The 16,993-nt window shown below is 57.1% G+C and carries 21 protein-coding genes; 13 read left to right on the forward strand and 8 right to left on the reverse strand.

Features of this window, described 5'->3' with window-relative positions; all coding sequences use genetic code 11:
• Positions 1-82 precede the first annotated feature (82 nt).
• A complete protein-coding gene (locus tag SCM96_00180) occupies positions 83-553 on the forward strand; it encodes a hypothetical protein (GenBank protein ID MDW7759039.1) in 471 nt (156 codons plus the stop codon).
• Here the strand turns inward: SCM96_00180 and SCM96_00185 are convergent.
• Together SCM96_00185 and SCM96_00190 are read right to left on the reverse strand one after the other, a co-directional pair.
• Positions 550-1,404, reverse strand: a complete 855-nt coding sequence (locus tag SCM96_00185; GenBank protein MDW7759040.1) for a phosphatase PAP2 family protein — start codon at positions 1,402-1,404, stop codon at positions 550-552. The genes SCM96_00180 and SCM96_00185 overlap by 4 nt on opposite strands.
• Complete coding sequence (locus SCM96_00190) at positions 1,401-2,636, reverse strand: 3-deoxy-D-manno-octulosonic acid transferase (protein ID MDW7759041.1); 1,236 nt, start codon at positions 2,634-2,636, stop codon at positions 1,401-1,403. The genes SCM96_00185 and SCM96_00190 overlap by 4 nt, the downstream gene beginning before the upstream one ends.
• A 189-nt stretch (positions 2,637-2,825) precedes the next feature.
• Between SCM96_00190 and SCM96_00195 the strand changes: the two genes are divergently transcribed.
• The 7 genes from SCM96_00195 to lpxB all read left to right on the forward strand — a co-directional run bounded on the left by SCM96_00195 (position 2,826) and on the right by lpxB (position 8,152).
• Positions 2,826-3,005, forward strand: coding sequence for a hypothetical protein (locus SCM96_00195; protein MDW7759042.1), 180 nt, complete (start codon positions 2,826-2,828; stop codon positions 3,003-3,005).
• A gap of 70 nt (positions 3,006-3,075) precedes the next feature.
• Entirely contained in the window at positions 3,076-3,342 is a 267-nt protein-coding gene (gene rpsO / locus SCM96_00200) for a 30S ribosomal protein S15 (GenBank protein MDW7759043.1), read from the forward strand.
• 18 nt (positions 3,343-3,360) lie between these two features.
• Entirely contained in the window at positions 3,361-5,541 is a 2,181-nt protein-coding gene (pnp, locus tag SCM96_00205) for a polyribonucleotide nucleotidyltransferase (protein MDW7759044.1), read from the forward strand.
• Between the two features lie 14 nt (positions 5,542-5,555).
• Positions 5,556-6,059 (forward strand): type II secretion system protein, encoded by a 504-nt coding sequence (locus SCM96_00210; protein MDW7759045.1) that lies wholly within the window; start codon positions 5,556-5,558, stop codon positions 6,057-6,059.
• Positions 6,060-6,063: 4 nt separating this feature from the next.
• Positions 6,064-6,480, forward strand: a complete 417-nt coding sequence (locus SCM96_00215; protein ID MDW7759046.1) for a prepilin-type N-terminal cleavage/methylation domain-containing protein — start codon at positions 6,064-6,066, stop codon at positions 6,478-6,480.
• Positions 6,474-7,013, forward strand: coding sequence for a hypothetical protein (locus SCM96_00220; protein MDW7759047.1), 540 nt, complete (start codon positions 6,474-6,476; stop codon positions 7,011-7,013). The genes SCM96_00215 and SCM96_00220 overlap by 7 nt, the downstream gene beginning before the upstream one ends.
• Positions 7,010-8,152 carry a lipid-A-disaccharide synthase gene (gene lpxB / locus SCM96_00225; protein ID MDW7759048.1) on the forward strand — a complete coding sequence of 381 codons (1,143 nt, stop codon included), beginning with the start codon at positions 7,010-7,012 and terminating at the stop codon, positions 8,150-8,152. The genes SCM96_00220 and lpxB overlap by 4 nt, the downstream gene beginning before the upstream one ends.
• 6 nt (positions 8,153-8,158) lie before the next feature.
• Here lpxB and SCM96_00230 read toward each other — a convergent pair whose 3' ends face one another.
• The 4 genes from SCM96_00230 to proS are packed head-to-tail and all read right to left on the reverse strand — an operon-like array spanning position 8,159 to position 12,653.
• Positions 8,159-10,012: a bifunctional homocysteine S-methyltransferase/methylenetetrahydrofolate reductase gene (locus tag SCM96_00230; GenBank protein MDW7759049.1), complete on the reverse strand. Its 1,854-nt coding sequence runs from the start codon at positions 10,010-10,012 to the stop codon at positions 8,159-8,161.
• Positions 10,009-10,506: a DUF192 domain-containing protein gene (locus tag SCM96_00235; GenBank protein ID MDW7759050.1), complete on the reverse strand. Its 498-nt coding sequence runs from the start codon at positions 10,504-10,506 to the stop codon at positions 10,009-10,011. The genes SCM96_00230 and SCM96_00235 overlap by 4 nt, the downstream gene beginning before the upstream one ends.
• A complete protein-coding gene (locus SCM96_00240; GenBank protein MDW7759051.1) occupies positions 10,503-11,165 on the reverse strand; it encodes a protein-L-isoaspartate(D-aspartate) O-methyltransferase in 663 nt (220 codons plus the stop codon). The genes SCM96_00235 and SCM96_00240 overlap by 4 nt, the downstream gene beginning before the upstream one ends.
• Positions 11,166-11,204: 39 nt before the next feature.
• Positions 11,205-12,653 carry a proline--tRNA ligase gene (proS, locus tag SCM96_00245; GenBank protein ID MDW7759052.1) on the reverse strand — a complete coding sequence of 483 codons (1,449 nt, stop codon included), beginning with the start codon at positions 12,651-12,653 and terminating at the stop codon, positions 11,205-11,207.
• Between the two features lie 196 nt (positions 12,654-12,849).
• Between proS and SCM96_00250 the strand changes: the two genes are divergently transcribed.
• The 5 genes from SCM96_00250 to coaE all read left to right on the forward strand — a co-directional run bounded on the left by SCM96_00250 (position 12,850) and on the right by coaE (position 15,739).
• Entirely contained in the window at positions 12,850-13,212 is a 363-nt protein-coding gene (locus SCM96_00250; protein MDW7759053.1) for a PilZ domain-containing protein, read from the forward strand.
• A 123-nt stretch (positions 13,213-13,335) separates the two neighbouring features.
• The gene (locus tag SCM96_00255) at positions 13,336-13,722 is read left to right on the forward strand and encodes a hypothetical protein (protein ID MDW7759054.1); all 387 of its coding nucleotides are present in this window, start codon (positions 13,336-13,338) and stop codon (positions 13,720-13,722) included.
• 83 nt (positions 13,723-13,805) lie between these two features.
• On the forward strand, positions 13,806-14,495 hold the full coding sequence (locus SCM96_00260) for a response regulator transcription factor (GenBank protein MDW7759055.1): 690 nt from the start codon (positions 13,806-13,808) through the stop codon (positions 14,493-14,495).
• 169 nt (positions 14,496-14,664) lie between these two features.
• On the forward strand, positions 14,665-15,075 hold the full coding sequence (locus SCM96_00265) for a PilZ domain-containing protein (protein MDW7759056.1): 411 nt from the start codon (positions 14,665-14,667) through the stop codon (positions 15,073-15,075).
• 1 nt (position 15,076) lies between these two features.
• On the forward strand, positions 15,077-15,739 hold the full coding sequence (coaE, locus tag SCM96_00270; GenBank protein ID MDW7759057.1) for a dephospho-CoA kinase: 663 nt from the start codon (positions 15,077-15,079) through the stop codon (positions 15,737-15,739).
• On the opposite strand, the gene SCM96_00275 is transcribed toward coaE, so the two are convergent.
• Both SCM96_00275 and SCM96_00280 read right to left on the reverse strand, forming a co-directional pair.
• Entirely contained in the window at positions 15,696-16,616 is a 921-nt protein-coding gene (locus SCM96_00275) for a hypothetical protein (protein ID MDW7759058.1), read from the reverse strand. The genes coaE and SCM96_00275 overlap by 44 nt on opposite strands.
• Before the next feature lie 34 nt (positions 16,617-16,650).
• Positions 16,651-16,932, reverse strand: a complete 282-nt coding sequence (locus SCM96_00280; GenBank protein MDW7759059.1) for an HU family DNA-binding protein — start codon at positions 16,930-16,932, stop codon at positions 16,651-16,653.
• Between the last annotated feature and the right edge of the window lie 61 nt (positions 16,933-16,993).

Raw genomic sequence — 16,993 nt, forward strand, 5'->3', positions numbered from 1 at the left:
AACAACCCGTCAGATGACCATACCATTTTCTTAAAGGATTTGTCTTGACCCATGGGGCTCCTTTGCGTATGATGCGCGGACTATGAAAAAACATCTGAGCATTTTTTTGATGGCCGTCTTTCTCTTTTTCGCTTTTCCTCTGATCGCCCTTGAAAACACATCCGGCAATCCCCGGGTGAACCGCCGATTAGGAGTCGGGATTCAGTTGGGCGGCCCAACCTTGATTTGTTCCGCCCAAGTCGATTATTTCCTCACTCCCGCAATCAATTTCGAAGCCGGAGCCGGGTTGGTCGGACTTTATTCCGGAGTCAAGATCCACTTGAGTCAATCCAACTGGAGTCCTTATCTGGGAGTCAAAGTGACGTTCCTGCCTGAACTCAAACTGTTCGGTGGGGGGGAGTGGAATCCAGGCCTCTATGTACCTTTCGGAATGCAGTATTTGAGCCGCGATGGATTCACTTTTGCCTTCGAGGCCGCTCTGTTATTGACGGACGGTATCGGGTGGGGCTTGGAGCCGTTTTGGGCCGGGCTTAAGTTCGGATATCATTTCTAAAAACTTAAAGAAAAGAAAAATGCGGGGCTCCCCGCAACAAGAGTCAGTCCGGCGGACGTCTCGGTCCCATCTCCCGCCCGATTCCTGCGGCCTATCATTTTCGCCGATGCATAACCCAAAACAGCTCCGAAAAAAACGTCCGAAGCCCAATGCTTGTCCTTATGGATGCGGGCCAGGGAAACCATCGCGGCCGTCGAATAACAGATCACATCGACAACAGGACTTTCCGATCCATCGGCCACGGCTGCCGCGACAGCCCAGGCCGCCGACGTATGCCCCGAAGGAAAAGAGGTTCGGCGGGAAGCCGTGGAAAACGGACGGAAACGCAGATGTCCTTCCTCCGCCGGAGGACGTGACCGCCCGGCAATCGTCTTGATGCCTGTGGTAAACAGGCTGGAAATGACATAACTCTCAAAACCGAGAAGCGCGGTCCGCCGCCAGCCCGGTTTGTCCGCGATCAGCCCGGTGGTGTAAACTCCGGCCATGAGCGCCGTAAGCACCGCACCATCGCCGAAATGATCAAAAAAGGCGGCGGCATCCTTCGTTCCCGAGGTCCGGTTATTATGGACCGCTATCCGGATATCCTCGTCGACGGAGAATAGGAAAATTCCGGCACCGGCTGCGGCGCCGAAAAATGCGAGATCCCTCCCCTTCCACTTCAGCGGGGATTGAGCCACGGCACCCAGGTCCCTTCCGATCTGCTTCAAATAATCCCGTCCCAGGGTATCGGCAGCCCGAAAGTCTTCGGCACGAAGCGCCTCGACCGGGATCAAAACCGGCAAAACGGCAAAAACGAGGAAAGCGGCAAAGCACTTGGATGTCGCGCGCGCGGGTTGAATAGAACGGGTCATGTCCGGTGGGTGTGATCCGCAAAACCGTTGACGAGCCTTTCGACGTCGCCGATCGTTCTGTCCGTGGCCCCGGGCAAAGCGTCCAAACACGCTCTGGCCCGCCCGCCCATCTCGGCGGAATTCGGACTTCCCGCCGATCGGAACATGGCGGACAAGTCCTCCTCGTTTCGAACCACCCTGGCTCCGCCGCCCTTCAGGAAACATTCCGCCAAATGGGCGAAATTGCCCATGTGCGGACCGAAATAAACCGGCTTGGCATGGAATGCGGGTTCCAGAATATTGTGTCCGCCCCACTCCACCAGGCTTCCGCCGACAAACGCGGAATCCGACAGGGCGTAGAACCGGGCCAATTCTCCGAGCGTATCCAGGATCAGGACATCCCAAGCGCGGGCCGGAAGACGATCTTGAAGCATTTCGGTTCGGCAGAATGCCGTCAATCCGTCTTCCCGGGCCGCTTTGGCCAATTCCCCGGCTCTCTCGATTTGGCGCGGCGCCAAAATCAAACGGAGAAGGCCGTCCGGACGTCGTTCGGTCCGGAAGGCTCTTAGAATGATCTCCTCTTCGCCTTTACGGGTGCTTCCGGCGACGACGACACGGCCATGTTCCGGAATGCCCAGGCTTTCACGCAGAAATGCGCGCTGATCGGGCGCCAGAGGCGCGATGTGGACTTCCGACTTGAGATTACCGGCCACACCGATTTTGTCCCCGGGAACTCCCAGTTCCTCGAGCCGGATTCGGTCGAGGTCGGTCTGGACCAGAAACCGGTCGACATTTCGGAATATTTTCCGGATCAGCGGCCGGATTTTGCTGTAATTCTTATGAGAATTTTTCGAGATGCGGCCGTTGACGACGAGAACGCGTGTTCCCCGCCGAGCCGCTTCGCGGAGAAGATTCGGCCAGAATTCCGATTCGGCCAGAACGAGGACGCGGGGATCGACGGCCCGGAAGATCCGTCTGACGACCCAGGGAATGTCCAGGGGAACGAAAAAGATTTTGTCCGCGGAAACCAGCTTTTCCCGGGCGATGCGCATCCCGGAATTGGTGTGGGTCGAAACGAAGATGTCCCATTCGGGATGGCGCGCCCGAAGCCGCTCCACGAAGTTTTGAACGGAGAGGACCTCCCCGACACTGACGGCATGAATCCATATGCCGGGTCTGGCCGGATCCCGGGATATCGGATCGAAGCCCAGGCGCTCCTTCAGATAGAGACGCTCCCGCCTCAGGATTTTCATACGAACGGCATAGTAGGGACAATACAGAGCCAACGCGACAAAGAGAAAAAAGGTATACAATACATACACGGCCGTTAGACTATATCGAAATTGCGGCATTCGTGCAAGATCCGGGCGTTGCATGAATCGGGAAAATCTGTTAAGATGTCGGCTGAAATTGTCTGGATATAATCCCGAAAGGAACGTAAAATGGCAGACGACGCCAAGAAAGAAACAGCCGCTGAAAAAGAACCCCGCAGAAAGAAAGTCAAAGACTTGACCCTTAAGGACATAGAGACCCGCCTGGCTGAACTCAAGACATCCCAGGGAGGATGGAGGTCCCGTTACGCCCGCCATCTTCTGGACAGAAAAAAAGCCCTGACTTCCTGATAACAAGACATTTACATTTCCGCCCGTTTTGGGATATGATGTAGCGGAAAACCATAAGGAGACACATCGAGTGCTAGACACAGAAAACAAAACCCGTATTATCCGGGAGAGCCAGGTCCATGCGACCGATTCGGGTTCGCCCGAGGTTCAAATCGCCCTGATGACGGAACGCATCAATCTGCTCATCGGACATTTCAACACCCACAAGAAAGACCACCACTCCCGAACCGGGCTGTTGAAACTTGTCGGACAGCGGAAACGTCTTCTTGAGTATCTCAAGAAGAAAGACGTCGGCCGCTACGAAAAAACCATCAAACGCCTGGGCCTCAGAAAGTAGTCCGGGTCGAGGAAAAAAATGTCCAACAGCATTAGTCTTGATATCCAAGGACGCACCCTATCCATCGATATCGGCAAGGTGGCGCGCCAAGCCGATGGATCCGCCCTGATCCGATACGGGGATACCGTCATGCTTGTGACGGCGACATCCAAAAAAGACATGAAGGAAACCAAGCCGTTCCTTCCCCTGATCATCGACTACCGCGAGAACACCTACGCCGCAGGCAAAATCCCCGGCGGCTTTTTCAAACGCGAAGGCCGGATGACGGAAAGGGAAATCCTCATCGCCCGTATGATCGACCGTCCGGTCCGCAGCCTTTTCCCCGAGGGCTACTTTTTTGACACTCAGGTCGTCGGACTTCTTCTTTCCGCCGATTTGGAAAATGACCCGGATACCCTGGGGATCATCGGGGCTTCGGCCGCCCTTTATTTTTCCGACATTCCGTTCACGACGCCCATCGGCGCCGTCAAGATCGGCCTCGTCGACGGCCGGTTTGTGATCAATCCCAAGACCTCCGAACTCGAGGGCAGCCTCCTCAATATGGTTGTCGTCGGCACCGAACACGGCGTCGTGATGATCGAGGCCGCCGCCGTCGAAGTCGACGAGAACACGGTCATCGAAGCCATCGACCTGGCCATGGAACAGATCAAGCGGATCGTCCAGGCCCAAAAGGACGCCTACGCCCGGTCCGGCATCCAAAAACGCGAATTCACCCCTGCCGAAACCGATGAAGATCTTCTGACCCGCCTGAAAGAGGAAATCGGTGACGCGCTTCTCAAAGCCCTTCAAATTCCCAATAAGAAGGCCGGCGAACAGGCCGTCGTCAAGATCCGGCAGTTCCTGGTCGACCGGGTTCCGGAAGGAAATGAAAAAGAGATCGCCCACGTGCAGCGGCATTTCTATATTCTCCAGGAGCGCCTGGCCCGCGAGTTCATCCTGAACAATCGGGCCCGGACCGACGGCCGGCGATTCGACGAAATCCGGCCCATCAAGATCGAGGTCGGGTTTCTTCCGAGAACCCACGGTTCGGCTCTTTTTACCCGCGGGGAAACCCAATGCCAGGCGACCGTCACCCTGGGGACGGTGAGCGACATCCAGAGGCTCGACGGAATCGGCGCGGAATCGGAAAAACGGTTCATGCTCCATTACAATTTCATGCCTTTCTGCGTCGGCGAAGTGGGTTTTCTCCGGGGTCCGGGCCGCCGCGAGATCGGCCATGGAGCCCTGGCCGAAAAAGGCCTTGTGCCCGGCATTCCCGATTCCGAGGCGTTTCCCTATACCGTCCGCATCGTCGCCGACATCCTGGAATCGAACGGCTCCTCCTCCATGGCGACGGCCTGCGCCGGCGCCCTGGCCCTGATGGACGCCGGAGTTCCCCTGACACGGGTCGTGTCCGGAATCGCCATGGGTCTCGTCAAGGACGGCGATCGATACGCCGTTCTGACGGATATCGCCGGTGTCGAGGATCATTTCGGAGATATGGACTTCAAGGTCATCGGCAGCGAAAAAGGCATCACCGCCATTCAGATGGATCTGAAGATTTCCCATGTGACGCGTCAGATCCTCAGCGAAGCTCTTGAGCAGGCCCGGAACGCCCGGATCGAGATTCTGAACAAAATGAAGGCCGCGATCGCCCAGCCGCGTCCCGAAATCTCCATTTACGCGCCGAGGATCCTGACGCTCTTCATCAATCCCGAGAAAGTCGGAGACGTCATCGGTCCGGCCGGCAAAGTCATCAAGAGAATCACGGCGGCGACGGGCGTCAAGATCGATGTCGAGGAGAACGGAAAAATCATCATCGCCTCAACCGATGTGGAAGCGGCCGAGAGAGCCAAGGAGATGATCCACGAGATCACGATCGAGGCCGAAGTCGGAAAAACCTACACGGGAAAAGTCGTCCGTCTGGAGGATTACGGCGCTTTCGTTGAAATCCTGCCCAATATTTACGGACTTCTCCATATTTCCGAGGTCGCCAATTACCGGATCAACAGCATCCGGGACCACATCAAAATGGGACAGATGCTGACCGTCAAAGTGATCAGTATCGACGACGACAACAAGGTCCGCGTGAGCAAGAAGGCACTCGAAGAATCGGAATCTTCCGACGGGGAATCGACGCCATCGTCCGGAAACACCTATTCCGGACAGCAGCGGGATTCGAACCGCCCTCCCCGTCGGCACAACAGGAACAGATTCTGATCCCCGGCGAGGTGATGACAACACCGCGGAAAACAGCGGGAATCTTAAAAGGGCGCGGCGGCTTCACCCTGGTGGAGATGCTCGTCACGCTTTCCATTGTGGCCGTTCTGGCCGGGGCCGCCGTGCCGTTGGCCCGGACCGCGATCCAAAGGGAAAAAGAGATCGAATTGAGACGGAACCTGAGGATTCTCCGCGAAGCCATCGATGTCTACAAAAATATGGCCGACGAAAACCTGTTCTCCGTCGAAGCCGACAGCGAGGGCTATCCTCCCGACCTGAAAACCCTGGTCGAAGGTGTCGAAATCGTCGATAAATCCGAAGGCGCTTCCAGCGAAAAAAAAATCTTTCGTTTCCTTCGCCGGATTCCCCGCGACCCCATGACGGAATCCCCGGACTGGGGGCTTCGCTCCTTCCAGGACGATCCGGGTTCCGATTCCTGGGGAGGCGAAAACGTCTTCGATGTCTATACCCGAAGCACGGCCAAGGCTTTGGACGGCAGTCGATACAGGGAGTGGTGACCCAATGATCCGCCGATTTTGCAAATGGCACGCCTCTCCGGGGTTCACCCTCATCGAGTTGATTGTCGTCTTCGCCCTGATCGGCATCCTTGTCGGCCTCGGACTTCCGCAATATCGAACAGCCACTCAGCGGGCGCGCGAGGCCGTTCTGAAGGAAAACCTATTCATTATGAGAAAGCTCCTTGACCAGTATTATCAGGACAAGGGCCGCTACCCCCCGTCCCTCAACACACTGGTCGAAGACGGATACTTGAGAACCATCCCCGTCGATCCGATCACCCAGTCCGCCGACACCTGGATCCCTATCCCCTATTTCCCCGCGCCGGATGAGCCGGCCGCATCTCCCCTTCCGGGCATATGGGACGTCAAATCGGGTTCAGAGCGCACCGGCCTGAATGGGACGCTTTACAACACATGGTGAAATCCGCGCCGGACGGCTACATGCTGATCATGCTGATGATGGTCGTCTTTGTCCTTTCGATCGGTCTTCTTGTCGCCGTGCCCGTATGGCAAACTCAGATCCAGAGGGAAAAGGAAGAAGAACTGATCTTTCGGGGCCGTCAATATGTTGAGGCGGTCCGGGTTTTCACGCGGAAAAACCCCGGACGATTTCCCGCCAGTTTCAAGGAACTTGAGGAAAACGGATTTCTGCGCCGGGCTTATCCCGACCCCATGACCGAAAGCGGCGCCTGGGATATCATTCTTCAATCCGAGAGCCTTTCCGCTTCCGTGCCGGAAGGCGAAACCGGACAAACCATCCTCATCGCTCCTGAATCCGCCTTGGATTCGATTTCCAATCCGAGAATTCTCGGCGTTGTCAGCACATCGACCAAAAAAGCCTTCCGTGTCCTCAACGAAAAGGAAACTTACGACGCCTGGCTTTTTTATTACGGCCACGATCCCGAAAATCCCCCCCGAATCATCCGCCACGGAGAAACAAAGGACCGTCCTTGAAATCCTCCGTTCTGATCGTCGCCGGAGAGTCCAGCGGAGAAAAATACGGCGCCGCGCTCGTCCGGGAATACCGATCCCTGGATCCTTCCGCCTCTTTTTTCGGAATCGGCGGCCCGGAAATGGCCGCGGCGGGCGTGGACATCCTTCATCCGATGAACGATTTGGCGGTGGTCGGTTTGACCGAAGTGCTGATCCACATTCCCCGAATCCGCCGGATCCTGAAATCCCTGACCGGCACCGCCCGGGAGAAAAAACCTCGGGCCGCCGTCCTCATCGACGCTCCCGATTTCAACCTTCGCCTGGCCCGTTCGTTAAAAAGGGCGGGGATTCCCGTTCTTTATTATGTCAGCCCGACGGTCTGGGCCTGGCGTCACCGCCGTCTGAAAACGATCAAGGCCCGAATCGAGCGCATGTTGCTGATTTTTCCCTTCGAGGAAGAAATCTATCGCAAGGCTGGCATTCCTCACGCCTATGTCGGCCATCCGCTTCAGGATAAAATCCGAACGAGCCGGATCAAGGCGGATTTTTTCAGAATTCACGGACTGGATCCGACAAAATCCGTGGTCGCCGTTCTTCCGGGAAGCCGGGCCGGCGAAGTCCATCGCCATCTTCCGGTTTTATGGGAAACCGCAACTCATCTCGAGAAGATTCGGGATTGCCAGTGCCTTTTTGTCCGGGCGGCCAATCTGGAAGCCGATGTTTTGAGGGCTCCTCCGGGGCACAATCATGCCTTTCGCGTTCTGTCCGCATCGGAGGACGGATACAACGCCATGGCCTGGTCCGACCTTGTTCTGTCTTCTTGTGGCACGGCCAACCTGGAGACGGCTCTGCTCGGAACACCCTTCATCGCTTTCTATAAGATCTCACCCTTGACCTATGCACTAGCCAAAAGAATGATCACCCTCAAAAGCGTCAGCATTGTCAATATTCTGGCCGGAGAGCTTGTCGTTCCCGAACTCATCCAGCACGATTTCACATCGGAAAAGCTGACGGCCCAAGCCACGGCTCTTCTTGATTCGGAACCGGACCGGACCCGCATGAAAGCCCATTTCGACCGCATCCGGAAGATGATCCACGTGGACAACCCGTCGCAGCGGGCCGCCCGTGAACTGGCGGATCTCCTGAATCCGCCGGGCTGATCCAGGCTATAGGACTTTCAGGATTTCGAGGGCGATATCGGTTCGTCCGAATGCGGGGCTGATCTGCACACCCTGCACCAAATTTTTGACGGCGTTCAGAATCTCTTGGGCGATGGCCAGGCCTTCTTTTCGGGCCGCTTCAGGACCCTTGTCCTGGGCCTTTCTCATCCGCTCCATGACCTCATCAGGGACGCTCACACCGGGAACCTCGTTGTGCATGAACTCGGCATTCCGGAGGCTGGACAGAGGCCAGATCCCCGCCAAAACGGGAATTCGGCAATGGCGGATTTTCTCAAGAAAATCTTTGAGAACCCGGACATCGAAGACCGGCTGGGTGATTGCGAATTCGGCTCCGGCCTTCACCTTCCATTCGAACCGTGACAATTCGTAACCCAGATCGACGGCGGCTGGATTGGCGCCGACACCGATCAGGAAAGCCGTCGGGCGATCCAGCCTTCGGCCGCCGATATCCCGCCCGGAATTGAGTGCGTTCAGGACGTTCGTCAATCCGATGGAGTCAACGTCGAAGACGGCCGTCGCATCGGGATAATCGCCGAGTTTCGGCGGATCGCCGGTGACGGCGAGGATGTTTTTCACCCCGAGGGCATGGAGGCCGATGAGGTCGGATTGGATGCCCAGGAGATTCCGGTCCCGGCAGGTGTAATGAAGCACGGGCTCGATCTCCGACTCCCGCCGGATCAGGGCGGCCAAGGCCAGGGAGCTCATTCTGGCGCTGGCCCGGGGACCGTCGGGAATATTGACGAAGGCGATCCCCCTGTCGCGGAGTTTCCGGACGCTTTCGAGAGCCTGGATGCAATCGTAACCCCTCGGTGGAACAATTTCCAGGCTGACAATAAAACGTCCCTCTTCAAGCATACGTCCCATGTTGGATTTCTCGCTCCGGGGGACGGCCGGGGTTTCCCATCCGTTTTCGAGGCCTTCACGGACGGCGGAGGAGGCCGGTTGGGGCGGCTGAAGGGCCCGGACGGCGCGTTTCATGGCCCGGGTGTGGGTCGGCGTCGTGCCGCAACACCCTCCGACGATCCTGACTCCGTTCTGGATAAAAAGCTTTGTGTATTCGCCCAGATAATCGGGAGAACAGAGATAGATATTCCGTCCATCGACCTCGCGGGGCACGCCTGCGTTGGGCATGGCGCAAAGAGGCGTCTGCCCGGTCACACGGATCAATCGCTCGATACAAGTCAGCATCACCGCGGGGCCCACGCTGCAATTGACTCCCACGGCGTCGGCGCCCCACTCGGCCAGCTTGACGCCGAAAACCTCCGGGGTTGTCCCATACAGACTGTTGCCGTCTTCGCCGATGGTCATCAGAGCCATGACGGGGTGATTTGGAGCCGCCTGAGCCGCGGCCTTCAGGGCCTGCCGGATCTCGTTGATGTCGGCGAATGTTTCCAGGATGAAGAGGTCCACTCCCGCGCCGGCCAGGGCCTCGATCTGTTCGGAGAATGCCTGAACGGACTCTTCGGCCGAAGTCGGTCCCCAGGGTTCGATTTTCAAGCCCAAAGGCCCGACGGCCCCGGCCACCAGGATGTCCTCTCCCGATTCCCGTCGGGCGATCGCCGCCGCAGCCGCGTTGATCACGGAAACCTTATCGGACAGACCATGTTTTTTCAGCTTGAAGCGGTTGGCGCCGAAGGTGTTGGTTTCGATGAGTTCCGCTCCGGCGGCGATGTATTCGCGGTGCACGTCCCGAATGATTTCCGGCTGGAAGATATTCAGCCCGTCAAAACAGGTTTGGAGATAGATGCCCTTGGCGTAGAGCATGGTTCCCATGCCCCCGTCGCAAAGCAGAACGCCGTTTCGCAACCTTTCGGCAAATGCCGCTTTTGTGAGCTTCATTCGCGGACCCGTTGTTTCACCCAGTCGGGGAGAATGAATTCCAGGCGGTCGAACATCTTCAGGCCCCGGGTTTCCACACTGCCGGCTTTAAGCTCCAGCACATAGAGAGCCGGAATCCGGGGTCCGTAGGAAGGACAGGGTTCTTCGCGGCAGGGCGGGACATCGGTTTCGATATGGACGATACGTTTCCCCCGGTCCAGCCAGAGAATATCCAGAGGGATCCATGTGTTTTTCATCCAGAAGGAATAGAAAGCCTCCTCCTCGAAGACAAAAAGCATGCCCTGGTCCTCGTCCAGGGACTCCCGAAACATCAATCCCCGCTGCCTTTCCCGGTCGCTGACGGCGAGTTCGGCCCGAATGGATTCTCCGTCCGGAAGGATGATTTTAACAAATTGATCCCGGACCGACGGAGCACAACCGGCCTGAACGGCCGGCATCAGAAAAAGACCCGGAAGAAGAAAAACCGCTGCGAATCGGAAAAACGTTGGGTTCATGGATCATCCTCCGTCCGTGGCTTTCCAGGCTCCGGCGAGACTAAAGGCACAAAGCGTACGGCCAACAGATTGTCTCTCCGGAATCCCGTGTCCGTCCGGGCGATCCGCCGGAGATCCTGGTGATATCCGCCTCCGACGGGGATGATCATGCGTCCTCCGGGTTTCAACTGGTTTTCCAGCTTTTCCGGAATCCGGGCGGCGGCTGCGGTGACGATCACGGCATCAAAAGGAGCCTCGTCGGGCCAGCCTTCGGATCCGTCACCGACACGGTATTCAATATTGCGATAACCGAGGTCCTGAAGAATGCGGCGGGCCCGGCGGGACAGGCTTTCGATGACCTCGACGGTATAGATCCGGGCGGCGCATTCGGCCAGAACGGCCGCCTGATATCCGGATCCCGTCCCGATTTCCAGAACACGCTCGTCGCCTTTCAGTCCAAGAGCCTCGGTCATGAAGGCGACGATATAAGGTTGGGAGATTGTCTGGCCGAGTCCGATGGGCAGCGGTTCATCGGCGTAAGCGGAAGATCGGGCCTCTTCGGGAACGAAAAGATGGCGGGGAATTTTTTCCATGGCCCGCAGGACGCAGTCGTCTCGGACGCCCCTGGCCCGGATCTGATGTTCCACCATCAGGCGCCGTTCTTCGCTGTCATTCCCCATGCCGCCCTTTTCCCGTTTCTCTGTTCTCGGGCTTTCCCGTCAATAGGCCCGCGCGAAATAGGCCCGAACGCAGGATTCATGCCCGCAGACAACGCACCGGCCTTCGCGGTTTTCCTCTTCAGCGGGAATGACCCGGATCGTGGCCATGGTTTCCTTCTTGATTTTATCTTCGCAGGCTTCGGCTCCGCACCAGGCGGCCAGGACGAAACCCCGCATATTCTCCACGATGGAGACAAGTTCCTCGTAAGAGCCGGCTTCGCGGGTTTCGGCCTTGCGGAACTCGAGAGCTCGAGTGAAGAGCGTATTTTGAATGTCATCGAGAACGTTTTTCACGTTTTCGGCCAGCCCCTCCGCCGGAACAGCCTGCTTTCCGGCCCCGTCCCTGCGGACGAAAACCACCTGTCCCTGTTTGATATCCCGGGGGCCGATCTCCACTCTCAAGGGTACGCCTCTCATCTCCCACTCGGCGAATTTCCAGCCGGGCGTGAATTCCTCGCGGTCGTCAAGCCGCACCCGGATTCCGGCCGCTTCGAGCTCATCGCGGATTTTCTTCGCCCGGGGAAGAACGGTCTGTTTCCAATCGCCGACGGCGATGGGAACGATGACGACCTGAAGGGGGGCGATGCGCGGGGGAAAGACCAGCCCGTTTTCGTCGCCGTGGCACATGACCACGGCGCCGATCAGGCGCGTGGACACGCCCCAGGAGGTCTGCCAGCCGAATTGAAGATTCTGGGTTCTGTCTTCGTAACGAATATTGAAAACCTTCGCGAAATGCTGCCCGAGGTTGTGGGACGTTCCCATTTGCAGAGCCTTTCCGTCCGACATCAGGCCTTCGATGGCGTAGGTCATCTCGGCGCCGGCGAACTTTTCGCTTTCGCTCTTGCGGCCGGCCAGTACCGGAATCGCCAGTTCCGTTTCCACAAACTCCTTGTAGATTCCGAGAATCTTCAGGGTTTCTTCCTGGGCGTCCTCCGCCGTCTCGTGAACCGTGTGGCCCTCCTGCCAGAGAAACTCCGTCGTGCGGAGAAACGGACGGGTGACCTTTTCCCAGCGGACGACGTTGCACCACTGATTGATCAAGACCGGAAGATCCCGGTAAGATTTGATCCACTTGGCATACATGGGCCCGATGACCGCTTCCGAAGTCGGCCGGACGGCCAAACGCTCTTCAAGAGGATCGTTGCCGCCGTGCGTGACCCAGGCCACTTCGGGAGCGAATCCCTTGACATGCTCTGCCTCTTTTTTCAAGGCGCTTTCGGGAATGAAAAGCGGAAAATAGGCATTGGCATGCCCGGAGGCCTTGAATCGCGCATCGAGTCCGGCCTGGATGTTTTCCCAGACGGCATAGCCGTAAGGACGGATGACCATCATTCCTTTCATAGGCGCGTAATCAGCCAGTTCGGCGCGGCGGATGAGCTCGATATACCACCTGGAGAAATCCTCGCTTTTGGGGGTTATCCGTGTCACATTCCGTTCTCGTTCGCTCACACTATCTCCTTGAATTTTAAAGACTTCGGCCATTTTATCGCCCGTCCTTCCATTTGTCAAGAAAAGCGCGGCCGGGTGGAGTCCGGTCATAAACGGGGTGAGGAAAAATCCCCTGCCATTTCATCTTTAGGGGTGATTGACCGTTTCCGGTGTTAATAATAATCTTGATCGCGCCTAATAGGAAAAGGAAGGGATTATGGAAGATAAAGGCTCTTTTCGGACGTCCCAACCGGGCCAAACCCGACATGAAAACGGATTCAACATGTCTCTCCCCATGGTTGTGGAGGGCACGGACGCCCTCGGCACCGAGTTCAAAGAAGAGACCCTGTTATCTTTCATGAGCCATAAGATGGCCTCCTTCGACCTCAAAGCGCCTGTCCTCGCGGGCACGAAACTCAAACTCATCGTGGCGCTTCCTCCCCGGCTTTCGGAGGGAGACGATTTGAAGCTGGCCGTTCGCGGCGACATTTTCCTGGTCGAGTCGTCTCCCGAGAATAAAAAACTGCAGCGGGTCTTCCTGAACCTGGAGTCCCGGTACATCATATCCCCTTCATCCTGAATCGGAATCCCCGTCTGCTCCGGCAACCCGGACACAGGGGTTTCGGCATCGCCCCCTTCGGTGATGTTGCCGCCGTAAAAATCACCCCGGTTTTCATCGGCAAAAGGGATGGTGGCAGCCGTCATGCGCGATGAAAATAAAGACGTCATGTCCGGCCGCACCCTATCCGACAATTCTCGGAATGAGCGCATTTTCTCGCTCTCTCTTCCCGCCGCCGTATCCGGTATGGACGATCGGGGCCGGATGTTCCATGAAGAGACCCGGATCACGGCCATCAATGCCTGTGAAGCGCAGTGCGGACTCAAGGCCCGGGTTCCCGTGGGAACGGCCGTCCGGCTTTCCCTGGATGTCCCCGGAACCCTGCTTCTCGGCCCGCCTCTGAAGCTATTCCTTGCCGGAGAAATCTCCGCAACCCCGCGCCGAAAACAGATCCAATCCGGCCGTTCCGTCCGAATCAAACTCTTCGGCCGTTTCCGTCTCCAGCCGGCGGAGATGAAATCCCCTTCCTGATTTCTCTTGACAATCCCGAACATGATGACATATAGATAGATAAGTCATATGGTGTTTGGGATATCCGGAAAGGCAAACAGGACATGAAAAAGAAAGCCGCAATGCTTTCCGACAATAAACGGGTTTCCGTTCTTGTTTTTTGTCCTTCGGACATTATTTTGGGAGGCATCATCCGGGCTTTGGAATCGGATTCGGACCTCGAAATCGTCAATGTTGAAAAAAACACCCTGGAAACTTTCATGGCTTCGGTCCGGAAACTCCGGCCGCATGTCATCCTTTTCGTCAATCTTGACGCCATGCCCAATCTCCGGGAAATCTGCAAGGCGGTTCGAGAGGCGGCCGGTGACAAACGGACCTCGAAGCTCCTGTTGATGGGCAACATTCCTTCCCAGGAAGAAACCGTCAACCTCATCAACACGGGCGCCCGGGGATATTTCGATCTCAATGACACATCGGGACAACTCGCCGAAGCCGTCCGGGCCGTCCATAAGGGGGAGATCTGGCTTCCCCGCGACAAGATGTCCAGCATCATGGACAGGATCATCTCCGTTGTCGGCCGGGATATGAAGGAAAAGACTCTCGAGCATCTGACGCCGACGGAGTTTCAGGTCCTGAGGCTGATCGGACAGGGAAAAAGCAACGATGAAATCGCCAAAATGATGTTCATCAGCAAGAACACCGTCCGATCCCATATTAAAAGCATCTATTCGAAGCTCGACACCCACAGCCGTCTGCAGTTGGCGCTCTATGCCATAAACTCGGCGCTTTTCTAGCCTGATCTATGCATAAGAATGCCGGTATTTACGGGAACAGCTTCCGGGAATCCGATGAAAAGTCGACAAGCTGAAGATCTTACGGATATCACATGAGTTATGTAACACATCGGCATTCTTATGCATAGATCAGGCTAGCGAACGGCCGACGGGAGGAATGATATCGATCATGGCGAAATCGAACAAGCCCGCGGCCGCATCGAAAAGCCGAAAACCGGCCCGCCGAACCGGCTTGGATCTGGTCATCAACCGGCGCCGCGAAAAACGGTTTGGCCTCCCCTTGTCGGCCGTTGTCGAAGGGTGTTCACCCGACGGCACGCCCTTTTCCGAAAAGACGATGCTGGACAACATTTCGTCCACGGGAGCTTTTTTTCTCCTGGATGCGGCGATCGTGATCGGATCCAAAATCAAACTCCTCATCGATCTCCCGAAAAAGCTCACGGAAAACAAGAGCGCTCAACTTGAACTCGGCGGCGTCGTAACCCGTTTGGCGAAACCCGACTCAACGTCCAAAAAACAAGGTGTCGCCCTGCGATTCATGAGAACGGTCCGGTACTTCAAAACCGGAGAAAACCGATAGCGTGTTCACCGTCGGCTTGACGGGCGGAATCGCCTGTGGAAAGTCTTTGGTCGCCGCCGTCCTGGCCTCGAAGCCGGGATGTTTCGTCCGCTCGGCCGACCGGGCCGCCCGCAATCTCATGCGGCGGCGAAGTCCCGTCACCAACGCCCTGGTCGATCGATTCGGCGCCGGCATCCTCCGGCCGGACGGTGCCGTCGACCGCGCCGCTCTGGGCCGGATCGTCTTCCATGACGCCGGCCAGCGGGCCTGGGTCGAAAAACTCATCCATCCCCGCGTCCTGACCCGTATGAAGATCCAAATGACCCGCCTGAGGAACGAAGGCCGGACCCGCATTTATGTTTCCGAATCCGCGCTTCTCTACGAAGCCGGTCTGCCCGATCTTTTCGACCGCATCGTTGTCGTTTTCTGCTCCGAAAGCGAACAGATCCGCCGGCTGATGTCGAGAGACGGCATCGGACGCAGGGAGGCTCTGTCGAGAATCCGCGCTCAACTTCCCCAGAAGGAAAAAATCGGCCGGGCCGACTACCTGATCGATGCTTCCGGCAGGCCGGAAGACACCTTGGATCAGTCGGAAAGACTTTATGCCCAACTTTCGGCCGAAGCCGATATGCGGGAGGCCCTCAGGACCGGCATTTCAAAGCCGCCGCAAGCAGCGGAATCATGATTTCGTGATGTCCGACGAAATAGAAGCCGCGGCTTTTTTGTCCCAACGGGCGGCGGACAACATTCTGATCCGGCCGGTAAAGCTTCTGAAAGTCGAATACGGCCGACGTGAAGGTTTCAAGCTTGAAGCCGCGGTTTCTGGCCGCGGAAACGGCTTTGAGAAAAACCTCGGGTAAAATGACGGCGGAACCGACGGTCACGAAGACCCCTCCCCCATCCAGTCCCTCGACCAGCCGACAGAATATTTGAAAATCCCGGAGCGAGGCTCCGCCCAGGGCTTCCCCGCTGGTTCCGGGATGAGAATGGATGATATCCGTGCCCAGAGCGACATGAACCGTTACGGGAATTCCCAAATCAAAGGCCGTCGCGCACAGACTCAGACGTTTGTAAGGAAACCGGGACTTCGACAGCATGCGCCCGACCGACTCGCCCAATCCCCGGCCGTCCGCCGCGGCGTCATGAACGGCCCGGTTGAGCTCATCGCCCGTTTCCCGGACCATCCCGAAACGTCCCGTGCGGATCTGCGACTCAACCTCTTCGGAGGTCCGGCCGCAGAACGCAACTTCGAAGTCATGGATGATCCCGGCGCCGTTCAGGGCCAAACCCGAGATCCAACCCTCGCGCATCAGGTCGATGAAAACGGGGGAAAGCCCCGTCTTGATGATATGGGCGCCGCAGGCGAAGAGGATGGGTTTTTTCTCTTTCCGGGACGTCCTCATCCTGACCAGCAATTCCTTGAAATCCGCGGCGGCCAGAAATCCCGGCAGGGACTTGATAAAATCCGTCATGGACGACCCGCCCGGCACCGTCTTGGCAAATTGAGAGACTTGGACCTTGGCGGGTCTGGAAAGAAGCGAATATCGTTTGACGGTCTTCATGAATGCGTTCGGCGGGTCGAAACGGCGGGGAGCGTCAGGATTTTCCCGAGGTCAGGTTTTTCAATTCCTGTCCGGCCCGGAACTTGATCCGGCTTCCCTGTTCGATCGGAATCTGTTTTTTCCTTCGGATATCCCGTCCGTATCCGGTTTTCTTGGAGACGACCTTGAAACTGCCGAACCCCCGGATCTCCACTTTTTCCTTCCGGGCCAGCGCGTCCTTCAGGGCATCCAAAACGGCCTCGACGATGACCAAGGATCTGGCCCGTGTCAATTCGGATCGCTTTTCGATCTCGAGGCCTATGTCGTTCTTGATCATCGTCGGCTCCTTAGACGTTACGAATAGATAATAATTAGTTTAATGGGTCGGAAAAGTCAAG

Source organism: Acidobacteriota bacterium (genome assembly GCA_033549365.1).
In the GTDB taxonomy this organism is placed as follows: domain Bacteria; phylum Acidobacteriota; class Aminicenantia; order Aminicenantales; family Saccharicenantaceae; genus JAWSUF01.

Bases quoted from the DNA above. Each gene is read 5' to 3' on its own strand.
- SCM96_00180 (MDW7759039.1), top strand. From the start codon at position 83: ATGAAAAAACATCTGAGCATTTTTTTGATGGCCGTCTTTCTCTTTTTC.
- SCM96_00185 (MDW7759040.1), bottom strand. From the start codon at position 1,404: ATGACCCGTTCTATTCAACCCGCGCGCGCGACATCCAAGTGCTTTGCC.
- SCM96_00190 (MDW7759041.1), bottom strand. From the start codon at position 2,636: ATGAAAATCCTGAGGCGGGAGCGTCTCTATCTGAAGGAGCGCCTGGGC.
- SCM96_00195 (MDW7759042.1), top strand. From the start codon at position 2,826: ATGGCAGACGACGCCAAGAAAGAAACAGCCGCTGAAAAAGAACCCCGC.
- pnp (MDW7759044.1), top strand. From the start codon at position 3,361: ATGTCCAACAGCATTAGTCTTGATATCCAAGGACGCACCCTATCCATC.
- SCM96_00210 (MDW7759045.1), top strand. From the start codon at position 5,556: ATGACAACACCGCGGAAAACAGCGGGAATCTTAAAAGGGCGCGGCGGC.
- SCM96_00215 (MDW7759046.1), top strand. From the start codon at position 6,064: ATGATCCGCCGATTTTGCAAATGGCACGCCTCTCCGGGGTTCACCCTC.
- SCM96_00220 (MDW7759047.1), top strand. From the start codon at position 6,474: ATGGTGAAATCCGCGCCGGACGGCTACATGCTGATCATGCTGATGATG.
- SCM96_00230 (MDW7759049.1), bottom strand. From the start codon at position 10,012: ATGAAGCTCACAAAAGCGGCATTTGCCGAAAGGTTGCGAAACGGCGTT.
- SCM96_00235 (MDW7759050.1), bottom strand. From the start codon at position 10,506: ATGAACCCAACGTTTTTCCGATTCGCAGCGGTTTTTCTTCTTCCGGGT.
- SCM96_00240 (MDW7759051.1), bottom strand. From the start codon at position 11,165: ATGGGGAATGACAGCGAAGAACGGCGCCTGATGGTGGAACATCAGATC.
- SCM96_00250 (MDW7759053.1), top strand. From the start codon at position 12,850: ATGGAAGATAAAGGCTCTTTTCGGACGTCCCAACCGGGCCAAACCCGA.
- SCM96_00255 (MDW7759054.1), top strand. From the start codon at position 13,336: ATGCGCGATGAAAATAAAGACGTCATGTCCGGCCGCACCCTATCCGAC.
- SCM96_00260 (MDW7759055.1), top strand. From the start codon at position 13,806: ATGAAAAAGAAAGCCGCAATGCTTTCCGACAATAAACGGGTTTCCGTT.
- SCM96_00265 (MDW7759056.1), top strand. From the start codon at position 14,665: ATGGCGAAATCGAACAAGCCCGCGGCCGCATCGAAAAGCCGAAAACCG.
- SCM96_00275 (MDW7759058.1), bottom strand. From the start codon at position 16,616: ATGAAGACCGTCAAACGATATTCGCTTCTTTCCAGACCCGCCAAGGTC.
- SCM96_00280 (MDW7759059.1), bottom strand. From the start codon at position 16,932: ATGATCAAGAACGACATAGGCCTCGAGATCGAAAAGCGATCCGAATTG.